At 64.7% G+C, this 18,191-nt stretch carries 17 protein-coding genes, 1 tRNA gene and 1 pseudogene; 10 read left to right on the top strand and 9 right to left on the bottom strand.

What is annotated here, in order from left to right; translation table 11 throughout:
• The first annotated feature begins 49 nt into the window (after positions 1-49).
• Positions 50-1,687 carry a CTP synthase gene (locus VGN66_RS17110; protein ID WP_327519987.1) on the top strand — a complete coding sequence of 546 codons (1,638 nt, stop codon included), beginning with the start codon at positions 50-52 and terminating at the stop codon, positions 1,685-1,687.
• 103 nt (positions 1,688-1,790) lie between these two features.
• Here VGN66_RS17110 and VGN66_RS17105 read toward each other — a convergent pair whose 3' ends face one another.
• Entirely contained in the window at positions 1,791-2,258 is a 468-nt protein-coding gene (locus VGN66_RS17105; RefSeq protein WP_224920859.1) for an Hsp20 family protein, read from the bottom strand.
• A gap of 248 nt (positions 2,259-2,506) precedes the next feature.
• Between VGN66_RS17105 and VGN66_RS17100 the strand changes: the two genes are divergently transcribed.
• From VGN66_RS17100 to VGN66_RS17080, 5 genes are all read left to right on the top strand, one after another.
• A complete protein-coding gene (locus VGN66_RS17100) occupies positions 2,507-4,996 on the top strand; it encodes a TonB-dependent receptor (RefSeq protein WP_327519986.1) in 2,490 nt (829 codons plus the stop codon).
• Positions 4,997-5,512: 516 nt separating this feature from the next.
• A complete protein-coding gene (locus tag VGN66_RS17095; protein ID WP_327519985.1) occupies positions 5,513-6,763 on the top strand; it encodes a lipoprotein-releasing ABC transporter permease subunit in 1,251 nt (416 codons plus the stop codon).
• Entirely contained in the window at positions 6,756-7,430 is a 675-nt protein-coding gene (locus VGN66_RS17090; RefSeq protein WP_327519984.1) for an ABC transporter ATP-binding protein, read from the top strand. The genes VGN66_RS17095 and VGN66_RS17090 overlap by 8 nt, the downstream gene beginning before the upstream one ends.
• A complete protein-coding gene (gene lepB, locus VGN66_RS17085) occupies positions 7,427-8,029 on the top strand; it encodes a signal peptidase I (RefSeq protein WP_327519983.1) in 603 nt (200 codons plus the stop codon). The genes VGN66_RS17090 and lepB overlap by 4 nt, the downstream gene beginning before the upstream one ends.
• Positions 8,030-8,038: 9 nt before the next feature.
• Positions 8,039-8,518, top strand: coding sequence for a glutathione peroxidase (locus VGN66_RS17080; RefSeq protein WP_327519982.1), 480 nt, complete (start codon positions 8,039-8,041; stop codon positions 8,516-8,518).
• A 47-nt stretch (positions 8,519-8,565) separates the two neighbouring features.
• Here the strand turns inward: VGN66_RS17080 and VGN66_RS17075 are convergent, their stop codons facing one another.
• From VGN66_RS17075 to VGN66_RS17060, 4 genes and pseudogenes are all read right to left on the bottom strand, one after another.
• Positions 8,566-9,117 carry a hypothetical protein gene (locus tag VGN66_RS17075; RefSeq protein ID WP_327519981.1) on the bottom strand — a complete coding sequence of 184 codons (552 nt, stop codon included), beginning with the start codon at positions 9,115-9,117 and terminating at the stop codon, positions 8,566-8,568.
• 9 nt (positions 9,118-9,126) lie between these two features.
• Positions 9,127-9,198 (bottom strand): annotated as a pseudogene (locus tag VGN66_RS17070) (hypothetical protein); the annotation flags it as partial.
• Positions 9,199-9,210: 12 nt separating this feature from the next.
• Entirely contained in the window at positions 9,211-9,402 is a 192-nt protein-coding gene (locus tag VGN66_RS17065; protein WP_327519980.1) for a hypothetical protein, read from the bottom strand.
• Positions 9,403-9,451: 49 nt separating this feature from the next.
• Entirely contained in the window at positions 9,452-10,786 is a 1,335-nt protein-coding gene (locus tag VGN66_RS17060) for a dicarboxylate/amino acid:cation symporter (RefSeq protein ID WP_327520294.1), read from the bottom strand.
• 275 nt (positions 10,787-11,061) lie between these two features.
• On the opposite strand from VGN66_RS17060, the gene VGN66_RS17055 reads away from it, so the two are divergent.
• A complete protein-coding gene (locus tag VGN66_RS17055) occupies positions 11,062-11,799 on the top strand; it encodes a sensor histidine kinase (protein WP_327519979.1) in 738 nt (245 codons plus the stop codon).
• Positions 11,796-13,133, top strand: coding sequence for a sigma-54 dependent transcriptional regulator (locus VGN66_RS17050; protein ID WP_327519978.1), 1,338 nt, complete (start codon positions 11,796-11,798; stop codon positions 13,131-13,133). The genes VGN66_RS17055 and VGN66_RS17050 overlap by 4 nt, the downstream gene beginning before the upstream one ends.
• Before the next feature lie 50 nt (positions 13,134-13,183).
• Here VGN66_RS17050 and VGN66_RS17045 read toward each other — a convergent pair.
• The 3 genes from VGN66_RS17045 to rpsA all read right to left on the bottom strand — a co-directional run bounded on the left by VGN66_RS17045 (position 13,184) and on the right by rpsA (position 15,511).
• A tRNA-Leu gene (locus tag VGN66_RS17045) sits at positions 13,184-13,271 on the bottom strand.
• Positions 13,272-13,335: 64 nt separating this feature from the next.
• Positions 13,336-13,614, bottom strand: a complete 279-nt coding sequence (locus VGN66_RS17040; RefSeq protein ID WP_327519977.1) for an integration host factor subunit beta — start codon at positions 13,612-13,614, stop codon at positions 13,336-13,338.
• A 184-nt stretch (positions 13,615-13,798) separates the two neighbouring features.
• Complete coding sequence (gene rpsA / locus VGN66_RS17035) at positions 13,799-15,511, bottom strand: 30S ribosomal protein S1 (protein ID WP_327519976.1); 1,713 nt, start codon at positions 15,509-15,511, stop codon at positions 13,799-13,801.
• A gap of 340 nt (positions 15,512-15,851) precedes the next feature.
• On the opposite strand from rpsA, the gene VGN66_RS17030 reads away from it, so the two are divergent.
• On the top strand, positions 15,852-16,274 hold the full coding sequence (locus VGN66_RS17030) for an STAS/SEC14 domain-containing protein (protein ID WP_327519975.1): 423 nt from the start codon (positions 15,852-15,854) through the stop codon (positions 16,272-16,274).
• 183 nt (positions 16,275-16,457) lie between these two features.
• Here VGN66_RS17030 and ald read toward each other — a convergent pair whose 3' ends face one another.
• A complete protein-coding gene (gene ald, locus VGN66_RS17025) occupies positions 16,458-17,564 on the bottom strand; it encodes an alanine dehydrogenase (RefSeq protein WP_327519974.1) in 1,107 nt (368 codons plus the stop codon).
• A 139-nt stretch (positions 17,565-17,703) separates the two neighbouring features.
• Between ald and VGN66_RS17020 the strand changes: the two genes are divergently transcribed.
• Positions 17,704-18,174 carry an Lrp/AsnC family transcriptional regulator gene (locus VGN66_RS17020; protein WP_327519973.1) on the top strand — a complete coding sequence of 157 codons (471 nt, stop codon included), beginning with the start codon at positions 17,704-17,706 and terminating at the stop codon, positions 18,172-18,174.
• The last annotated feature ends 17 nt before the right edge of the window (positions 18,175-18,191 follow it).

Here is an 18,191-nt window from a genome sequence, read left to right as displayed (position 1 = left end):
AGTCGGGCGCTTGCCCCCACTCGTGCTTGAAGGATAAGCGGTGACTCCCATGACGCGGTATATTTTCATCACCGGCGGCGTGGTCTCCTCGCTTGGCAAGGGCCTGATGGCCGCGAGCCTCGCTGCGCTGCTTCAGGCGCGCGGCTACAAGGTCCGCATTCGCAAGTTCGATCCGTATCTCAACGTCGATCCGGGCACGATGTCGCCCTATCAGCATGGCGAAGTCTATGTGACCGACGACGGGGCCGAGACCGACCTGGATCTTGGCCATTATGAGCGGTTTACGGGTGTCGCGAGCCGCCAGTCGGACAACATCACCTCGGGCCGGATCTACAAGACGATCATCGAGCGTGAGCGACGCGGTGACTATCTGGGCGCGACCGTCCAGGTGATCCCGCACGTCACCGACGCGATCAAGGACTTCGCCCAGGCGGAGACCGAGGATCTGGATTTCGTGCTGTGCGAGATCGGCGGCACCGTGGGCGACATCGAGTCGCTGCCGTTCATCGAGGCGATCCGCCAGCTCAAGAACGAGCTGGGCCGGGGCCAGTCGATCAGCGTCCATGTCACGCTGGTGCCCTACATCAAGGCGGCAGGCGAACTGAAGACCAAGCCGACCCAGCATAGCGTGCGTGAACTGGCGTCGCTGGGCGTGCAGCCCGATGTGCTGGTGTGCCGGTGCGAACAGCCGCTACCTGCCGGCGAGCGCGCCAAGATCGCGCAATTCTGCAACGTCCCCGCCAGCGCCGTCATCCCTGCGCTCGACGCGGCGAGCATCTATGCCGTGCCGCTGCAATATCATGCCGAGGGGCTGGACAGCGAAGTGCTGCGCGCATTCGGCATCGAGCCGGGCGCTGCGCCGGACCTGTCGCGCTGGACGCAGATCACCGATCGCCTGTTCAACCCTGAGGGTGAAGTGACGGTCGGCGTGGTCGGCAAATATGTCGGCCTGCCGGACGCATACAAGTCGCTCAACGAAGCGCTGGTCCATGGTGGCATCGCCAACAAGGTGAAGGTCAACATCCGCTGGATCGACGCCGAACTGTTCGAGAAGGGCGACGATGCGGAGGTCGCGGCGAATCTTGAGCCATGCCACGCCATCCTCGTGCCCGGCGCGTTCGGATCGCGCGGTGCGGAGGGCAAGATCGCCAGCGTCCGCTTCGCGCGCGAGCGCAAGGTGCCCTATTTCGGCATCTGCTTCGGCATGCAGATGGCGTGCGTCGAAGGTGCGCGGAACCTAGCCGGGATTGAGGGGGCTTCGTCGACCGAATTCGGCGCGACGCAGGAGCCGGTGGTGGGCATCATCACCGAATGGATGAGCGCCGACGGGATCGAAAAGCGCGAAGAGGGCGGCGACCTTGGTGGTACGATGCGCCTTGGCGCGTATCCCGCGAAGCTCGATGGCAATTCGGTGGTCGCGTCGATCTATGGCAGCGATGACATCAGCGAGCGCCATCGGCACCGCTATGAGGTCAACACCGGCTATCGCGAGCGGCTGGAGGCCGGTGGGCTGGTCTTCTCTGGCCTGTCGCCGGACGGGATGCTGCCCGAGATCGTCGAGCGGCCCGACCATCCGTGGTTCGTCGGCGTGCAGTTCCATCCGGAGCTGAAGTCCAAGCCGTTCGATCCGCACCCGCTGTTCGCCAGCTTCATCGAAGCGGCAGTGCGGCAGTCGCGACTGGTTTGAACCTAGTTTCCTCAGCGCATTAAAAAGGGCGTCCGAACCGCAGTTCGGACGCCCTCTTTGTTGGCGGTGCGCAAGGGGTCAGCGCGCCGCCGGGGGGTGGGTGTCAGGCGACGTCGCGATGCTCGATCGGGGTCGCTTCGCCGGTGCCGCCGCCGATGGCGATCTTCTTCGGCTTCATCGCCTCGGGAACCTCCCGCACCAGCTCGATCACGAGCAGGCCATCGGTGAGGTCCGCGCTCTCGACGCGCACGAAATCGGCCAGCTCGAAGCGGCGCTCGAACCCGCGATTGGCGATGCCGAGATGCAGCATCTGCGCGGGGTTGTTGTCCTGGGTCTCGCCCTTCTTGCCCGTCACCTGCAACAAGTTCTGCTGGGCGACGATCTCGATCTCGTCTGCCTTAAAGCCGGCGACGGCGAGCGTGATCCGATAGCGATCGTCAGACACGCGCTCGAGGTTGAAGGGGGGGTAATTCTCGCTGCTGGACTGGCGCGCGGTGGCTTCGAGCATGTCGAAGAGCCGGTCGAAGCCGATCGTCGAGCGGCGGAAGGGGGTCAAATCAATCTGACGCATAGCGTAATCCTCCAATGAGCAATTTCAACGTCTTGCGGCATCCGGTTCACCCGCGATGCCAAGTCCGTCCGGCCCCTGAGGCACCGAACAATCGTGATTTGGGAACTGCGCGCGCGCTTTCAAGAGCGGCAGAGCGTGCCGTTCGAACGATATAAAGCCTACTGATGAGGTGGGAATAGAATTGCTTTGTCGCTAAACCCTACTCAATTGATGGAGTTTAATCGGGACATCATCAAAGGGGACCCCCTGTGAGCCTGACGAGCCTTTCCATCCTGTTGTTGAGCAGCGCCTCGGCATCTGCGCTGGCAGACGAACCAAAGCCCGCCGCCACTTCAGTCATCGAGGCAGCGGAAGAGACCGAAGCGCAGGATTCGAACACGATCGTCGTGACCGCGCGTCGCCGGGCGGAGAATGTGCAGGGGGTCCCGGTCGCCATTTCGGTGGTCGATTCCGATACACTGGAGGCGCGCGGCACCTACAATATCACCGGGCTGACCCAGCTTCAGCCAACGCTGCAATTCTACTCTCAGAACCCGCGCAACACCTTCATCAACATCCGCGGGATCGGCGCGCCATTCGGGCTGACCAATGACGGGTTCGAGCAGGGCGTCGGCGTCTATATCGACGATGTGTTCTACAACCGCATCGCGTCAGCCACGCTCGATTTCGTGGATGTCGAGCAGATCGTGACGCTCCGCGGACCGCAGGGGACCCTGTACGGCAAGAATACCACCGCTGGCGCCATCAACATCACCACCCGCGCGCCGAGCTTCGAGTTCGAGGGGCGCGGTGAGATTTCGGTGGGCAACCTCAATTTCAAGCAGGGCAAGGCGTCGATCTCCGGCCCGCTGTCGGACACTCTCGCCGCTCGGCTGAGCGTCACCACGACGCATCGCCGCGGCACGCTGTGGAACACCTATTCGAAAGGCTGGATTCAGTCGAAGGACAGCGTCGGGATCCGCGGGTCGGTGCTGTGGAAGCCGAGCGAGGATCTGAGCATCACCTTTGCCGGTGACTGGAACCTGCAGGATCCGATCTGCTGCGCCTTCACCTATGGCGGTTACGGCCCGACGCAGCGCGCCGCGAACCGGCAATATCCCGCGCTGATCGCCGCATTCCCCGGCTATGCGTCGCCCAGCACCAACCCCTATGACCGGGTGACCGATGTCGATGCGCAGCTGTCGGCACGCAACGAGATTGGTGGCGCATCGATCCGGGCGGTGTGGGACGTGAGCGAGGGCAATAGCCTGACCTCGATCACCGCGTGGCGCTTTTGGGATTGGACGCCGGCGAACGACCGCGATTACACCGGCCTGCAGGTCTACACCAAGGTCAACAACCCGACCGAGCAGAGCCAGTATTCGCAGGAATTCCGGTTCAATCACGAAGGGAACGGGTTCGATTTGGTGCTCGGCGCATTCGCGTTCCACCAGAAGATCCGCACCAGCGGCATTCAGGAGTCCGGCCGCGATGCCAGCCGCTGGTTGCTCAACCCGACCAGCGCGCTGTCGAACAACCCGGCGGTGCTGAACAACCTGGTCGCGATCAACGACATCCGGCTCGATAACACCAGCCTCGCGCTCTACGGCAAGCTGAACCTCAAGGTTGGCGAGCGCTTCACCGTCTCGCCCGGCATCCGCATCAATTATGACAAGAAGGATGGGCTGTATAACTCGGTGGTGACCGGGACCGCGTCGGACGGCACGCGGCGCGAAGTGTCACCCGTCCCGGGTTCGCCTTACTATTCCGACCCCTGGATCACGGCACAGCGCGGCATTCAGGCATCGCAGTTTTTCGAGCCTGAATTCAGCGCGTGGAACCTCTCCTATGACCTCAACCTGCGCTATGAGCTGACCGACGATATCAACGCCTATGCGACCTATGCGCGCTCGTTCAAGACCGGCGGCATCAACCTGAACGGCGTCCGCGCCGACGCGAATGGCGTCCCCAACGCGGCCGACTTCACGATCAAGCCGGAAAAGGTCGATCATTTCGAAGTGGGGCTCAAAACCCAGTTCTGGGATCGCAAGGCGACGTTCAACGTCACCGGCTTCTGGACCAAGATCAAGGACTTCCAAGCCAGCGTGAGCAATGGTCAGCTCGTCACCGTGCGCGGCTATCTGGCGAATGCGGACAAGGTGAGCAGCAAGGGTGTCGAGGCCGATTTCTCGATCCGTCCGAGCGAACGCTTCAACGCCTATGTCAGTGGCGCGTACACCGACGCCAAATTCGACGAATTCTGCGACGCGCCGCCGCCGCCGGAACTCGCCGGCGGCGCGACGACCGGGATCGTCCAGACGGGGAAGTGCACTTTCACCGGAACCGTCGGCGCGCCGGGCACGCCGGGGGCGGTCAGCCCGCCAATCTATGACGCATCTGGATCCGTGCTGCCGGGCGTGTCGAAGTGGGCGTTTTCCTGGGGTGCCGAGGGCAATGTCCCGAGCAGGTTGTTCGGGCAGGATGGGCAATTCTACCTCGGTTATGATGCCAGCTCGCGCTCGCGCTGGTCGTCCAACCCTTCGCCCTCGATCTATACCTGGGTCGACGGATATGCGCTGCACAACTTCCGTGGCGGCTTTCGCACCGAGCGGTTCGACGCGTTCCTGTGGGCGCGCAACGCCTTCGACAAGGATTATATCGACCTCTACCTCGCGGGCACCGGCGGCAACACCGGCCTGATCGCGGCGCAGGTTGGGGATCCGCAGACGTTCGGTGGAACCGTCAAGTTCAACTTCTGATCGCCACTCCGGCGCGGTGCGAGTCCCATGCACGCGGGATCGCACGACCGGACAGGGGAGGGGGCCGGGATGGCTCCCAAGGCTTCCTCCCCGAACTTGCGCGCCGACCGAAGACGCATTGATCTCGTCGCCCTAGACTTGATCCGGGGCAGGGCTGCCTTTCCTTGGTGCGGTTAAGAAGCCCAGCCCCGGCTCAAGGCCGGGGCGACGGTGGAAGATCAGATCAACTGGTCCTGAAATGCCAAAGGCCCGGGCCGTTTCCGACCCGGGCCCCTGCGTGACGATGCCTCGTCAGCCCCCTTAAGTGGCCACTTCTGCCCGCGCGCCCTTTTCAAGGCGGGGCTGAAGAGCCTCCCCGAACCACGGCCGTTGCCATTGCTTCGTGGCGCTTTGCTAGGATGGCATGTGGCGGTTGTCACGGGGCGATGGGCGCGTCGTGACTCTTTGCGACAACCCTGTGTTGATTTGGCAACAGCGTGATTGCTTGTGCCTCCGGCACCCCCTAACACCCGACCCATGTTCCTTTCCCGATATGAACGCATGATCGCGCGCCGGTACCTGCTGCCGGGCCGGGGCGAGGCCTTTATCGCGCTGGTCGCGTCGATCAGTCTGGTTGCGGTGATGCTGGGCGTTGCCGCTCTGGTCATCGTGATGAGCGTGATGAATGGGTTCCGCGCCGAGTTGTTCGACAAGATCACCGGCCTGAATGGCCATGCCGTAATTCAGGGCTATGGTGGTCAGCTGCGCGACTGGCGTGAGGTGGTGGCCGAGGCGCGGAAGACGCCGGGGGTGACGACTGCGACTCCGCTCATCGAACAGCCGTTGATGGCGAGCTTTCAGGGGCGGGTCGAAGGCGTGCTGGTCCGCGGCATGACCGTTGCCGATCTGCGCGCCAACCCGACGCTCAACCGCAATGTGGTGATGGGCCGGATGGCCGAGCTGACCGCGGATTGCGAATGCATCGCGATCGGGTCGCGGCTGGCGAGCACGCTCGGCGCGTCGCTGGGCAGCAGCGTGCAGCTGATCAGCCCGCAGGGACCATCGACGCCGTTCGGCACCGTGCCGCGAATCGTGTCCTATCGCGTCGCCGCGATCTTTGAGGTCGGGGTCTATGATTACGACAAGGCGTTCGTGGTGATGCCGATGGAAACTGCCCAGACGCTGTTGCTGATGGGCGATGCGGTCAGCATGGTCGAGATCGACACCGAAGATCCCGACCGGGTCGGCGAGATCCTCGCCCCGCTGGCGCAGAAGGTGGTGCAGAGCGCGCAGCTGAGCGACTGGCGCACGCTCAACGCGACTTTGTTCGAGGCGCTGGCGGTCGACCGGCTGGTGACGTTCACGGTGTTGTCGATCCTGATCCTGGTCGCGGTGTTCAACATCCTGTCGTCGCTGATCATGCTGGTGCGCGCCAAGACCCGCGACATCGCGATCCTGCGGACGATGGGGGCGACGCGCAGCGGTCTGATCAAGATTTTCGTGACGGTCGGAACGGCGATTGGCGGGCTGGGAATCGTCGCGGGCCTGATCCTCGGCTTTATCCTGCTCTATTTCCGCCAGGGAGTGCTCAGCTTCCTCGGCTTTATCACCGGACAGGAGATCTGGGACCCGTCGATGCGTTACTTGACCGAATTGCCCGCCAAGACCGACCCGGTGGAGGTCGCCAGCATCGCGCTGATGGCGCTGGGGTTCAGCTTCCTCGCGACGCTGTATCCCGCGTTCAAGGCGGCGAGCACCGATCCGGTTCAGGTGTTGCGCTATGAGTGAAGCTGTCCTTGAAACCCGCGGCCTGCGCCGCGTCTTTGTCCAGGGCGATGCGACGATCGAGGTGTTGCGCGGCATCGACCTGACCGTCGCGCCGGGAGAGATCGTCGCGCTGTTGGGGCCATCCGGCTCGGGCAAATCGACGCTGCTGCAGGCGGTAGGGCTGCTCGAAGGCGGGTTCGAAGGATCGATCCGGATCGCCGGGATCGAGGTCGCCAAGCTGGAGAGCCATGAGCGGACGGTGACGCGGCGCGACAAGCTCGGCTTCGTCTATCAGTTCCACCATCTGCTGCCCGATTTCAACGCGGTCGAGAATGTCGAGCTTCCGCAACTCATCCAGAACGCGACCCATGCCGAAGCGCGGGCGCGGTCGGAGGCGCTGCTGACGGCGCTGGGCCTTGGCGCGCGACTCACGCATCGGCCAAGCCAGTTGTCGGGCGGCGAGCAACAGCGCGTCGCGGTCGCCCGCGCGCTCGCCAATCGGCCGATGCTGGTGCTGGCGGATGAGCCGACCGGCAATCTGGACGAGAAGACCGCCGATGTGGTGTTCGCTGAACTGTTGCGGCTGGTGCGCGGCGAGGGCGCGGCGGCGCTGATCGCGACGCATAACGAGCGGCTGGCGGCAAAGATGGACCGCGTGGTGCGGTTGCACGAGGGGTTGCTGGAGTGAAGCTCGGCACTGGGCTGCTGTTGGCACTCGGCGCGGGGGCGCTCGCCCTGGCGGGCTATGGCGCGGTGACCCTGATCCAATATGGCGGGCTGCCCTTTCAAAGGCTGCGGGTCGTGTCGGAAAGCATGGCGCCGACGCTGCGACCAGAAACCACGATCATGGCGTACAAGACTCCGGCTGAGGCGCTTCGCCGTGGTGACGTTGCGGTGTTCGCGGTCGAGGACAATAAATGGGTGATGCGCGTGATCGGACTTCCGGGCGACCGCATTGCGATGCGTGACGGGCGGGTCGTGCTGAACGGGACGGCCCTCCCGCAATCGGATGCCGGTTTCATGGCGATCGAGGGTGCGCATGCCCGAATCTTGACCGAGCAGCTTTCGGATTCGCGCACCTCGTATCCCGTGCTGGATTCCGGCCTGACGGCTGGTGACGAAATGGCGGAAGTCACCGTCCCGCCCGGGCGCCTTTTCGTGTTGGGCGACAACCGCGACAATGCCGCGGACAGCAGATTTCCGGCTGGGCCGAGGGGCGGAAGCGGGATGGTTGCGTTTGCCGACATCTATGGGATCGTGCGGCCAGACAGTTTGAACAGAAATTAGGAGGCGAATGTGACCGCGCTCACTGAAATCCCCGTAACTGCAGCCAGTGGCGAGGAGATCGACCTGTCATCCTATGCCGGCGACGTTCTGCTGGTCGTCAATGTTGCGTCGAAATGCGGGTTTACGCCGCAATATACCGGACTTGAGGAGTTGCACCGCCGCTATGGCACGCGGGGCTTCGAAGTGCTGGGATTTCCGTGCAACCAGTTCGGCGCGCAGGAGCCGGGGGATGCGGCGGAGATCGCGAATTTTTGTTCGCTGACCTATGACGTGACCTTTCCGGTGTTTGGCAAGGTCGATGTCAATGGGGCCGATGCCGCACCGCTGTATCGCTGGCTCAAGAAACAGGCACCGGGGCTGTTCGGGACCGAGGGGATCAAGTGGAACTTCACCAAGTTCCTGATCGACCGCGAGGGGAACGTCGTCGAGCGCTACGCCCCGCAGACCAAGCCTGAGGATATTGCGGCGGATATCGAGAAGCTCCTTTAGCGATCATTCCGTCGTTTCTCTCGCCACCTCCGTGAAAGGGGGAAGGCCTATTCGGCAGTGTCAGCCGCCTTCTTCGCGGGCAGCAAGCCATTGGCTGTTGCCCAGCTCGCCAACAGGCGTGGCCATGCCGCGACTGGGTCGCCGGGCTTGCCGGCCCTCGACGCCGAATGCGACGCCGCCGCCGGGCAGGTCGAACAGGCTGGAATTGGACAGTTCGAAATCGCCGAGCAGCAGGGTCGTCTTGGACTTGCGGACGAGGTTGAAGCTGATCGCGTCGATCGTCGCCGCGCTGGCGGGCGAACAGTCGCCGAGCGCGGGGGAAGCGATAGGTGGACAGGCGCCCGTCCGCGGGCATAGGCCGGGTCGTTTGCGAACAGCGACAGGAGGTTGTCGGTCGCGGTATAGGGCTGGTCCTCCGCCAGCTGCGCGGCGCGGCGGACATAGTTGACGAACAGCGAGAAATTGTCGCGACCGCCGGCGAAATTGTGCCCGATCAGGCCGGTGCTCTCGAACTCCTTGCGGTGCGTCCCTTCGGCATAGCCATAGCGCGGGTCGAGCCGCGCGCCGTCAAAGTCGCCGAGCGTGACGGTGTTGACCACGCCCGCGACCGCGTCCGCGCCGTAGATGGCGGCTGCACCGTCGCGCAGGATCTCCAGCCGCTCGATCCCGGCGACGGGCAGCGCGTTGGAATTTTAGCCGAGCACGGGGACGTTGCCGTCGCCCAGGTTGCGCAGGTTGATCGAATTGACGTCGCCGCGCGCCGCGTTGCTGGTCTGCGGATTGTTCGCTTCGTTGAAGGTGACATCACCCGCCTGCGGGATCGACCGGATCAGGTCGTCGCCCGACAGCGCGCGGGTTGCGTCAATCTGGGCGCGATCGATCACCGAGACGGGAAGGGGGCTTCGACGTCCGCCCTTTCCCCAATGTCTTCGATCAGTCCGGATCGGTTTCCGTGGCTGGCCGCGCCGGCCCCGCAGGCGCGGCGCCCGACAGCGCGCGGTCGAGCGCGTCCTTGTCGAGCGCATTGTCCCAGCGCGCGACGACCACCGTCGCGACCGCGTTGCCGATGAAATTGGTGAGGCTGCGGCACTCGCTCATGAAGCGGTCGATGCCCAGGATCAGCGCCATGCCCGCGACCGGGACCGACGGCACGATCGACAACGTCGCGGCGAGCGTGATGAAACCCGCGCCGGTAACCCCAGCCGCGCCCTTGGACGAAATCATCGCGATCAGCAGCAGCGCGATCTGGTCGCCGAGCGTCAGGTCGACATTGCACGCCTGCGCGATGAACAGCGCCGCCAGCGTCATGTAGATATTGGTGCCGTCGAGGTTGAACGAATAGCCGGTGGGCACGACCAGCCCGACCACGGACTTTTCGCAGCCCGCCCGCTCCATCTTGTCCATCAGGCTGGGCAGCGCGCTTTCGGACGAGGACGTGCCGAGCACCAGCAGCAATTCGGCCTTGAGGTAGCGGATCAGCTTGAAGATCGAGAAGCCGGCCAGCCGCGCGACGATGCCGAGGACGACGACCACGAAGATCAGCGAGGTGAGGTAGAAGGTGGCGACCAGCCCCGCCAGATTGGCGAGCGATTCGATGCCATATTTCCCGATCGTAAAGGCCATCGCGCCGAACGCGCCGACCGGTGCCGCGCGCATCAATATGCCGACCAGCTTGAACACCACGAGGCCGACGCGCTCGAGCATGTCGCGTACCGGCGCGGCGGGCTCTCCGACCATCGACAGCGCGATGCCGAACAGAACCGCGACGAGCAGGACTGGCAGCAGCTGATCGCCGGTCAGCGCCGACACCAATGTGGTCGGGATGATCGCCATCAGGAATTCGACAATGCCGCTGTCATGCGCCTTGGCGACATAACCTTCGACCGCGCCGGTATTGAGCGTTGCGGGGTCGACATTCATCCCGGCGCCGGGCTGGATGGTATTGGCGACGATCAGGCCGACGATCAGGGCGAGGGTCGAGAAGAACAGGAAATAGGCAAACGCTTTGCCCGCGACGCGCCCGACCGAGCGCAGCTCAGTCATGCCGGCGATACCGGTGACGAGCGTCAGGAAGATCACCGGGGCGATGATCATCTTCACCAGTTTGATAAAGGCGTCACCAAGCGGCTTGAGCGCCTCGCCCACGCCCGGCCAGAAGAAGCCGACAGCAATGCCCGCGGCGATCGCGATCAGCACCTGGACGTACAGCTGGGTGTACCAGCGTCCGGGCTTTGCGGGCTCCGCCGCGTATTCGAGTGCAACCGCCATCAACCATCCCCTCATGCGCGCCTTCATTGGCGCGTCTGGCTATAGTTGCTGTGAGTATGCGTGCGACAGTGGGGTTGATGAAGTCGCGCAACAATTCGTGTCATGTCAGTTATTTGGTAATCGCTAGCCAAATGGCTGGCCGGAAATGTGTGCGTATTTCCGCGCACGAATTTTGCAGAATGTGTGATATCCCGCGCGAATGGAGATGGGGACGAGTCGGTTATCGCGCCGCCTAGCGCTGGTCGCGGCGATCGCGCTGAGCGCGGGGGCAGGCGGTGGCTGCCACCGATGCGGCAGCGGCGGAACTGGCGCGTGCAAATGCCGGGCTGCTCACCAGCGAGCTGCAGAAATTCCGCCTGCTCCCACTCGTGCTGACCGAATATCCCGATGTGCCGACGCTGCTCGAAGCCCCGTCAGCGGCGGTTGCAGCGCGGGTGAATGCTCGCCAGTTGATCGACCGTGGCGACACGGCACGCGCGACGGACAATCTCGGCCGGATCAGCGCGCTGACCGAGCGGATCGGCGCGATCACCGGCGAGCTGCGCAGTTTCGCGCGCAAGCGGACGCCCGATATCGGCGCGGTTGAAATCGGGTCGGCGATCGAATCCGTCATGCTGTTGATCGGCGACCGGGTGCGCGCGGCCGGGGTCACGCTGGAGCGCGCGGGCGACCCGCAGATCCGCGTCGTCGCGGATCGCGTGCGGCTGGAGCAGGTGCTGATCAACCTCGTCCAGAATGCACTCGACGCGCTGGCCGGACAGGCCGATCCGCGCATCGTCATCGCGGTCGAGGGGCAGGGCGAGCGCGCCTGTATCCGGGTCAGCGATACTGGTCCGGGTGTGCCCTCCCAGCTGCGCGACCAGCTCTTCACCCCCTTTGTCACCGGGCGGGAGGAGGGGCTGGGCCTTGGCCTTGCCATCTCACGCGATATCGCCCGCGATTTTGGCGGTGAACTGACCCTGGCCGAAAGCGGGGAGGGCGCGCGGTTTGAGCTGACGCTGCTGCGCGCATGATCGCCGAGGCCGATCAGACCGTGTTCTTCGTGGACGACGACGCGCAGCTGCGCGACGCGAATGTCCAGACGCTTGATCTCGCGGGGCTGCCGGTTCGCGCCTTTGCCGATGCAGCGTCGCTGCTTGCCGCGATCGGGCCGAACTTCGATGGCGTGGTGGTCAGCGACATTCGCATGCTGGGGATGGACGGGCTGCAGCTGTTCGCGCGGCTGCGCGCACTGGATGCGGAGCTGCCGGTCATCCTGATTACCGGCCATGCCGATGTGCCGATGGCGGTCGGTGCGCTGCGTGATGGCGCGTTCGACTTTCTGTCCAAGCCGTTCGCCGCCGACCATCTCGTCGCCGCAGTCCGCCGCGCGCTCGCGCATCGCCGGCTGATCCTCGACAATCGCGCGCTGCGTGCGGCGGCGGACAGCCCGCCCGACAGCCCGTTGATCGGCGACAGCCCGGCGATGGTGCGGCTGCGGGAGAGCGTCGCGCACGTCGCACGCGCTGAAGTGGACGTCCTCATCGACGGGGAGACGGGGACGGGCAAGGAGCTGGTTGCGGCGATGCTGCACCGCGCGTCGCCCCGCGCCGCCCGCGCCTTCGTCGCGGTCAACTGCGCCGCCTTGCCCGACGCGCATGCCGAGATCGAACTGTTCGGTCATGCCGCCGATGCGGTGCCGCATGGCCGCTTTGCGCGCACCGGGCGGATTGAGGCGTCGAGCCGGGGGACGCTGTTCCTGGACGACATTGACGGCATGCCGGTGGATGTTCAGCCCCGCCTGCTGCGCGTGCTGGAGGAGCGGGAGGTTCTGCCCGTTGGTGCCGAGCGTCCGGTACCGCTGGACTTGCGCGTCATCACTTCGGCCAAGCGTGACCTGCTGGCGCTGGCGCAGCAGGGGGCGTTCCGCAGCGACCTGTATTTCCGGCTCAACGTCGTGCGTCTGTCGATCCCGCCGCTGCGCGAGCGGCGCGCCGATATCGGCCAGTTGTTCGCGGCTTTCGTGGCCGAGGCGGTGGCGCAGACCGGGCAGGGGGGATTCCGCATGACCGACGCGATCCGCCGCCATCTGCTCGACCATGACTGGCCGGGCAATGTCCGCGAGCTGCGTAATTTTGCCTTCAGCGCAGTGCTGAACCTGCTCGACGGTGCGATCCCCGCTGCTGCGCAGCAGAGCTTGCCGGAGCGCGTTTCCGCCTATGAGGCAATGTTGCTGCGCGAGGCGCTGGAGACGACCCGCGGCAATGTCGCCCGCGCGATCGAACTGCTCGGCATCCCACGCAAGACCTTTTACGACAAGATGAAGCGCGCGGGGCTGGCGGCGGTGGAGTTTCGCCGACGTCGCTAGCGGCTTGTTCCGGTTGATGATCGCGCGTCGTGCGACTGTGGGGAGGTTGCTGGTACGGGCGGGGGGACTTGAACCCCCACGGGCCCTGCGGCCCAACGGATTTTAAGTCCGGTGCGTCTACCATTCCGCCACGCCCGCAAGCGCGGTCGGCTCTATCCGCCGCGTGCCGGTGTGCCAAGCAATTAGGTGCGCGGCGCTGGCGTTAAACGTTCAGGCGCTGGCGCATTTCCTTGCCCGGCTTGAAATAGGGGACGCGCTTGGCGTCGACATCGACGGACTCGCCGGTACGCGGGTTGCGGCCGGTGCGCGCCTCACGCGCGCGGGTGGAGAAGGCGCCGAAGCCGCGTAGTTCGACGCGGCCATCCTCGGCCAGGCGCGATGTGATCTCGTCAAAGAAGATGTCCACAATCCGCTCGATCTCTCGCGCGGACAGGTCGGGATTGTCCGTCGCCAGCATCTGTACGAGTTCAGACCGGATCATGTGCGTCCCCATGTTCGAGCAGCGGCGTAGCGCCAGGCGGCTCCATTAACCGGGGTTTTACGCGGGGTTAGCGGGCTGCGGCAACGGAATCTTGCTCTACGCGGCCGAAATTTGAAACAAATGGCCGAAGCCGTTGAAATGATTGGAAACGGGCGGGCGCTGAATGCGCCCGCCCGCTGTCCAATTACTTCTTCTCTTCGCGCGCCTTGAGCGCTTCGCCGAGAATGTCGCCCAGCGACGCGCCCGAATCGGACGAGCCATACTGCGCAACCGCCTGCTTCTCTTCGGCGATCTGCATCGCCTTGACCGAGAAGGTCGGCTTCTTCGAACGGTCGAGGCCGGTGACCATCGCGTCGAACTTCTGGCCAACCTGGAACCGCTCCGGACGCTGCTCGTCGCGGTCGCGGCCAAGGTCGGTGCGCTTGATGAAGCCGGTCACGCCATCGTCGCCCACCTGGACTTCGAGGCCCGCGTCGCGGACTTCGAGAACGGTGACCGTGACGACTTCGTTCTTGTTGACGCGCGAACCCGCACCGCCAGCTGCCGGGGTCGGCACGCCGCCACGCTCAAGCTGCTTCATGCCGAGGCTGATGCGCTCCTTGTCGGCTTCGATCGCCAGCACGACGGCCTTGACCATCTCGCCCTTGCGGTGAAGCGCCAGCGCGTCCTCGCCCGAAATGCCCCAGGCGATGTCGGACATGTGGACCATGCCGTCGACGTCGTTGTCCAGACCGATGAACAGGCCGAATTCGGTGGCGTTCTTGACTTCGCCCTCGACTTCGGTGCCGACCGGATGGGCAGCCGCGAAGGCTTCCCACGGATTCTGCTGAGCCTGCTTGAGGCCGAGCGAGATGCGGCGCTTTTCCTGATCGACCTCGAGCACCATCACATCGACTTCCTGCGAGGTCGACACGATCTTGCCCGGATGGACGTTCTTCTTGGTCCAGCTCATCTCCGACACGTGGACAAGACCTTCGATGCCGGCTTCCAGCTCGACGAAGGCGCCATATTCGGTGATGTTGGTGACGCGGCCGGTCAGCTTCGCGCCGACCGGATACTTCGAACCGGCACCATCCCACGGATCGCTCTCAAGCTGCTTCATGCCGAGCGAGATACGCTGCGTGTCGCGGTTGATGCGGATGATCTGAACCTTGACGGTGTCGCCGATGTTCAGGACTTCCGACGGGTGGTTGACGCGCTTGTAGCTGAGGTCGGTGACGTGCAGCAGGCCGTCGATGCCGCCCAGGTCCACGAACGCACCGTAGTCGGTGATGTTCTTCACGACGCCGTCGATCACCTGACCTTCGGCCAGGCTCAGGATCAGGCCCGAACGCTGCTCTGCACGGTTCTCTTCGAGAACGGCGCGGCGCGACACGACGATGTTGCCGCGCTTGCGGTCCATCTTCAGGATCTGGAACGGCTGCGGCAGGTCCATCAGCGGCTGCACGTCGCGAACCGGACGGATATCGACCTGCGAACCGGGCAGGAACGCCACGGCGCCCGACAGGTCGACGGTGAAGCCGCCCTTGACGCGGCCGAAGATGACGCCTTCGACGCGGTTGCCCTGCGAGAATTCGAGCTCCAGCGTGTCCCATGCGGCTTCGCGGCGGGCGCGGTCACGGCTGAGCATTGCTTCGCCGTTCGCATTCTCGACGCGGTCGACATAGACCTGAACTTCGTCGCCGACCTTCAGGTCAGCCTTCTGGCCCGGCGCTGCGAATTCGCGCAGCGGCACGCGGCCTTCGCTCTTGAGGCCAACGTCGATGACGGCGAGGTCGTTTTCGATGCCGGTGACGGTGCCGATGACGACGCGGCCTTCAAAGCTTTCTGCGCCGCCGAGCGTAAGATCGAGAAGCGCGGCGAAATCGTCGCGCGTGGGGTTTGCCGTTGAGGCCATAAAGGAGTCAGTCCTAACTATCGTTTTTCCGGCCGGCTGGTTGGATCCAGCGGTCTTTTAGGCCGAAACGCCGCGGCGGCCGAATGCCGGTCGCGGCATCCCGCAGACGGCCGCAGGGAAGGGGGCAGACGCTCTTTCTGGAAAAGCGAAAACAGCGCGTGAGCATCAATGCTCTGCGCTTCCCTCCACAAGCACCGCTCGCAGGACGGGCGCGCCATAGACGGGGATGTCCCCAAAGGCAAGAAAATCCATCGATCCAGCGCCCGCGCCGCCGCTTACGCTTTGTTTACCGCGCGCCTGCATCATGCCGACCCAGTACATCCTGTGGGGGAGAGGGCGTATGGTAACGGTAACAGTGCCGGCTGCGGGCGTGCAGGGGCGCGTCGTGGCGTCGATACCGGGGCAATATGAGATCGTCCGCGACGATCGGCTCGGTGTCATCCGGATCAGTTGTACGGGCCTGCGCCTGGGCGAAGAGGTCGATCGCTACCTCGCCATCCTCGAACCCATCATCGCTGACATGCGCGCCTGCCATGGTCGTGTCCGCGTCCTCGCCGACCTGCGCAACGCGCCGATCCGCACGCAGGAGGCGGCGGACCGGATGCGCGCGGGCAATCTGCGGCTCTACCGCGCCGGCGACCGGATTGCGCTGATCGTCGAATCCAGCCTGCTCAAGATGCAGCTGCGCCGCACGCTGGTCGAGTATCAGAATATCTTCGTGTCGCCCAATGCGGCCGAGATCTGGGTGACCGCGGAGGTTTGAGTCAATTAAATCCTCCCCTGAGCTTGCTCAGGGGAGGGGGACCGCCCGCGCAGCGGGTGGTGGAGGGGCTGCCCCGCAGAGGGCAGAATATTGTCGAGCCGTTTCGGCCGTCTGCGCGGCCGCCCCTCCGTCAGCGCCGCGCGCTGCCACCTCCCCTGCGGCGCAGGGGAGGAATAGAGAATGTCAGGCGCTCCAAGCCTGGAACGGCAGGTCGAGATCGTCGGCCACCGCCTTGAACGCGATCTTGCCCTGATAGACGTTGAGGCCGTTCGCCAGATGCGGATCGGCGGCCATCGCCTTTTCCGCGCCGAGATTGGCGAGCTTCATCACGAACGGCAGCGTCGCGTTGTTGAGCGCGAAGGTGCTGGTGCGTGCGACCGCGCCGGGCATGTTGGCGACGCAATAGTGGATCACGCCGTCGACCTCATAGACCGGGTTCTCATGCGTCGTGGCATGGCTGGTCTCGAAACAGCCTCCCTGATCGATCGCGATATCGACCAGCACGCTGCCGCGCTTCATCGTCTTGAGCATCTCGCGCGTCACCAGCTTCGGTGCCGCTGCGCCGGGGACCAGCACCGCGCCGATTACCAGATGCGCATTCGCCACCGCCGCCGCGATCGCCGCCTTGCTGGCATAGGCGGTCTTGATCGTGCTGCCGAAATGCATGTCGAGTTCGGCGAGGCGGGTGTTGTTGATGTCATAGATGGTGACGTCGGCGCGCAGCCCGGTCGCCATCTGAGCCGCGTTGATGCCCGATACGCCGCCGCCGAGGATCGCGACCCGCGCCGGCGCAACGCCGGGAACGCCGCCGAGCAGGACGCCGCGGCCGCCCTGTTCCTTTTCCAGATAGTGCGCGCCGACCTGCACCGACATGCGGCCGGCGACTTCACTCATCGGCTTGAGCAGCGGCAGGCTGCGGTCGCTCGCGGTTACGGTTTCATAGGCGATGCAGGTCGCGCCCGACTTCATCAGCCCCTCGGCCTGCGGCTTGTCGGCGGCGAGGTGGAGATAGGTGAACAGCGTGTGGCGCGGCTCGAGCAGGGCGATCTCGCTCGGCTGCGGCTCCTTGACCTTCACGATCATGTCGCTCTGCGCGAACACTTCCGCCGGGGTCGCGACGATCCGCGCGCCGGCGGCGATGTAGTCGGCGTCGCTGAAGTCGATGCCCATGCCGGCATTGGTCTGAACCACGACCTCATGCCCGGCAGCAGCCAGCTCCGCGACCAGCGGCGGGGTCAGGCCCACGCGATATTCGTGGTTCTTGATTTCCTTGGGGACACCGACGCGCATGCTGACTCTCCGGACTGATCTGATTTGACCGGATCGTAGCGCAGGATACGACCGTAAATCCCTGCAAAGTGATGCGCTGTTCAACTCGTCGGCGCACGTTTATGCTGCTCTGGGCGCATTAACGGGGATTTCGTGCAAAATGGATCGAATCGACGGAGCAATCCTGAAACTGCTCGCGCAGAACGCGCGCGCGCCCGTGAATCAGATTGCGGGAGAGGTCGGGCTATCGCCGTCAGCGTGCACCCGGCGCATCCAGGCGCTTGAGGCGTCGGGGCATATTCAGGGCTATGCCGCACGGCTGGGGCTGCGGCGGCTGGGGTATAGCGTGACCGCCTTTGTCGACATCACGCTGGGGACCGAGGTGGACGAGGACCTTGCCCGGTTCGAGGCGGCGGTCGGCCAGATCGACGGCATCGTCGAATGCGCGCTGGTATCCGGCGGCTATGACTATCGGCTCAAGGTGCTGTGCCGTGATCTCGACGATTATGAGCGCCTGCACCGCGAAAAAATGGGCCGTTTGCCCGGCGTCGTGAAGATCAGTTCCAGTTTCGTGCTGCGCCCGGTGCCGACGCGGAGCGAGGCGGATGCGCTGTTTGTCGGCGGACGGTAGCCACAAGAGCGGGCGGC

The organism is Sphingomonas sp., assembly GCF_035998645.1.
Classification (GTDB): domain Bacteria; phylum Pseudomonadota; class Alphaproteobacteria; order Sphingomonadales; family Sphingomonadaceae; genus Sphingomonas.
The sequence above is the reverse complement of the archived record's forward strand: the minus strand, read 5'-3'. Positions and strand labels throughout refer to the sequence as shown.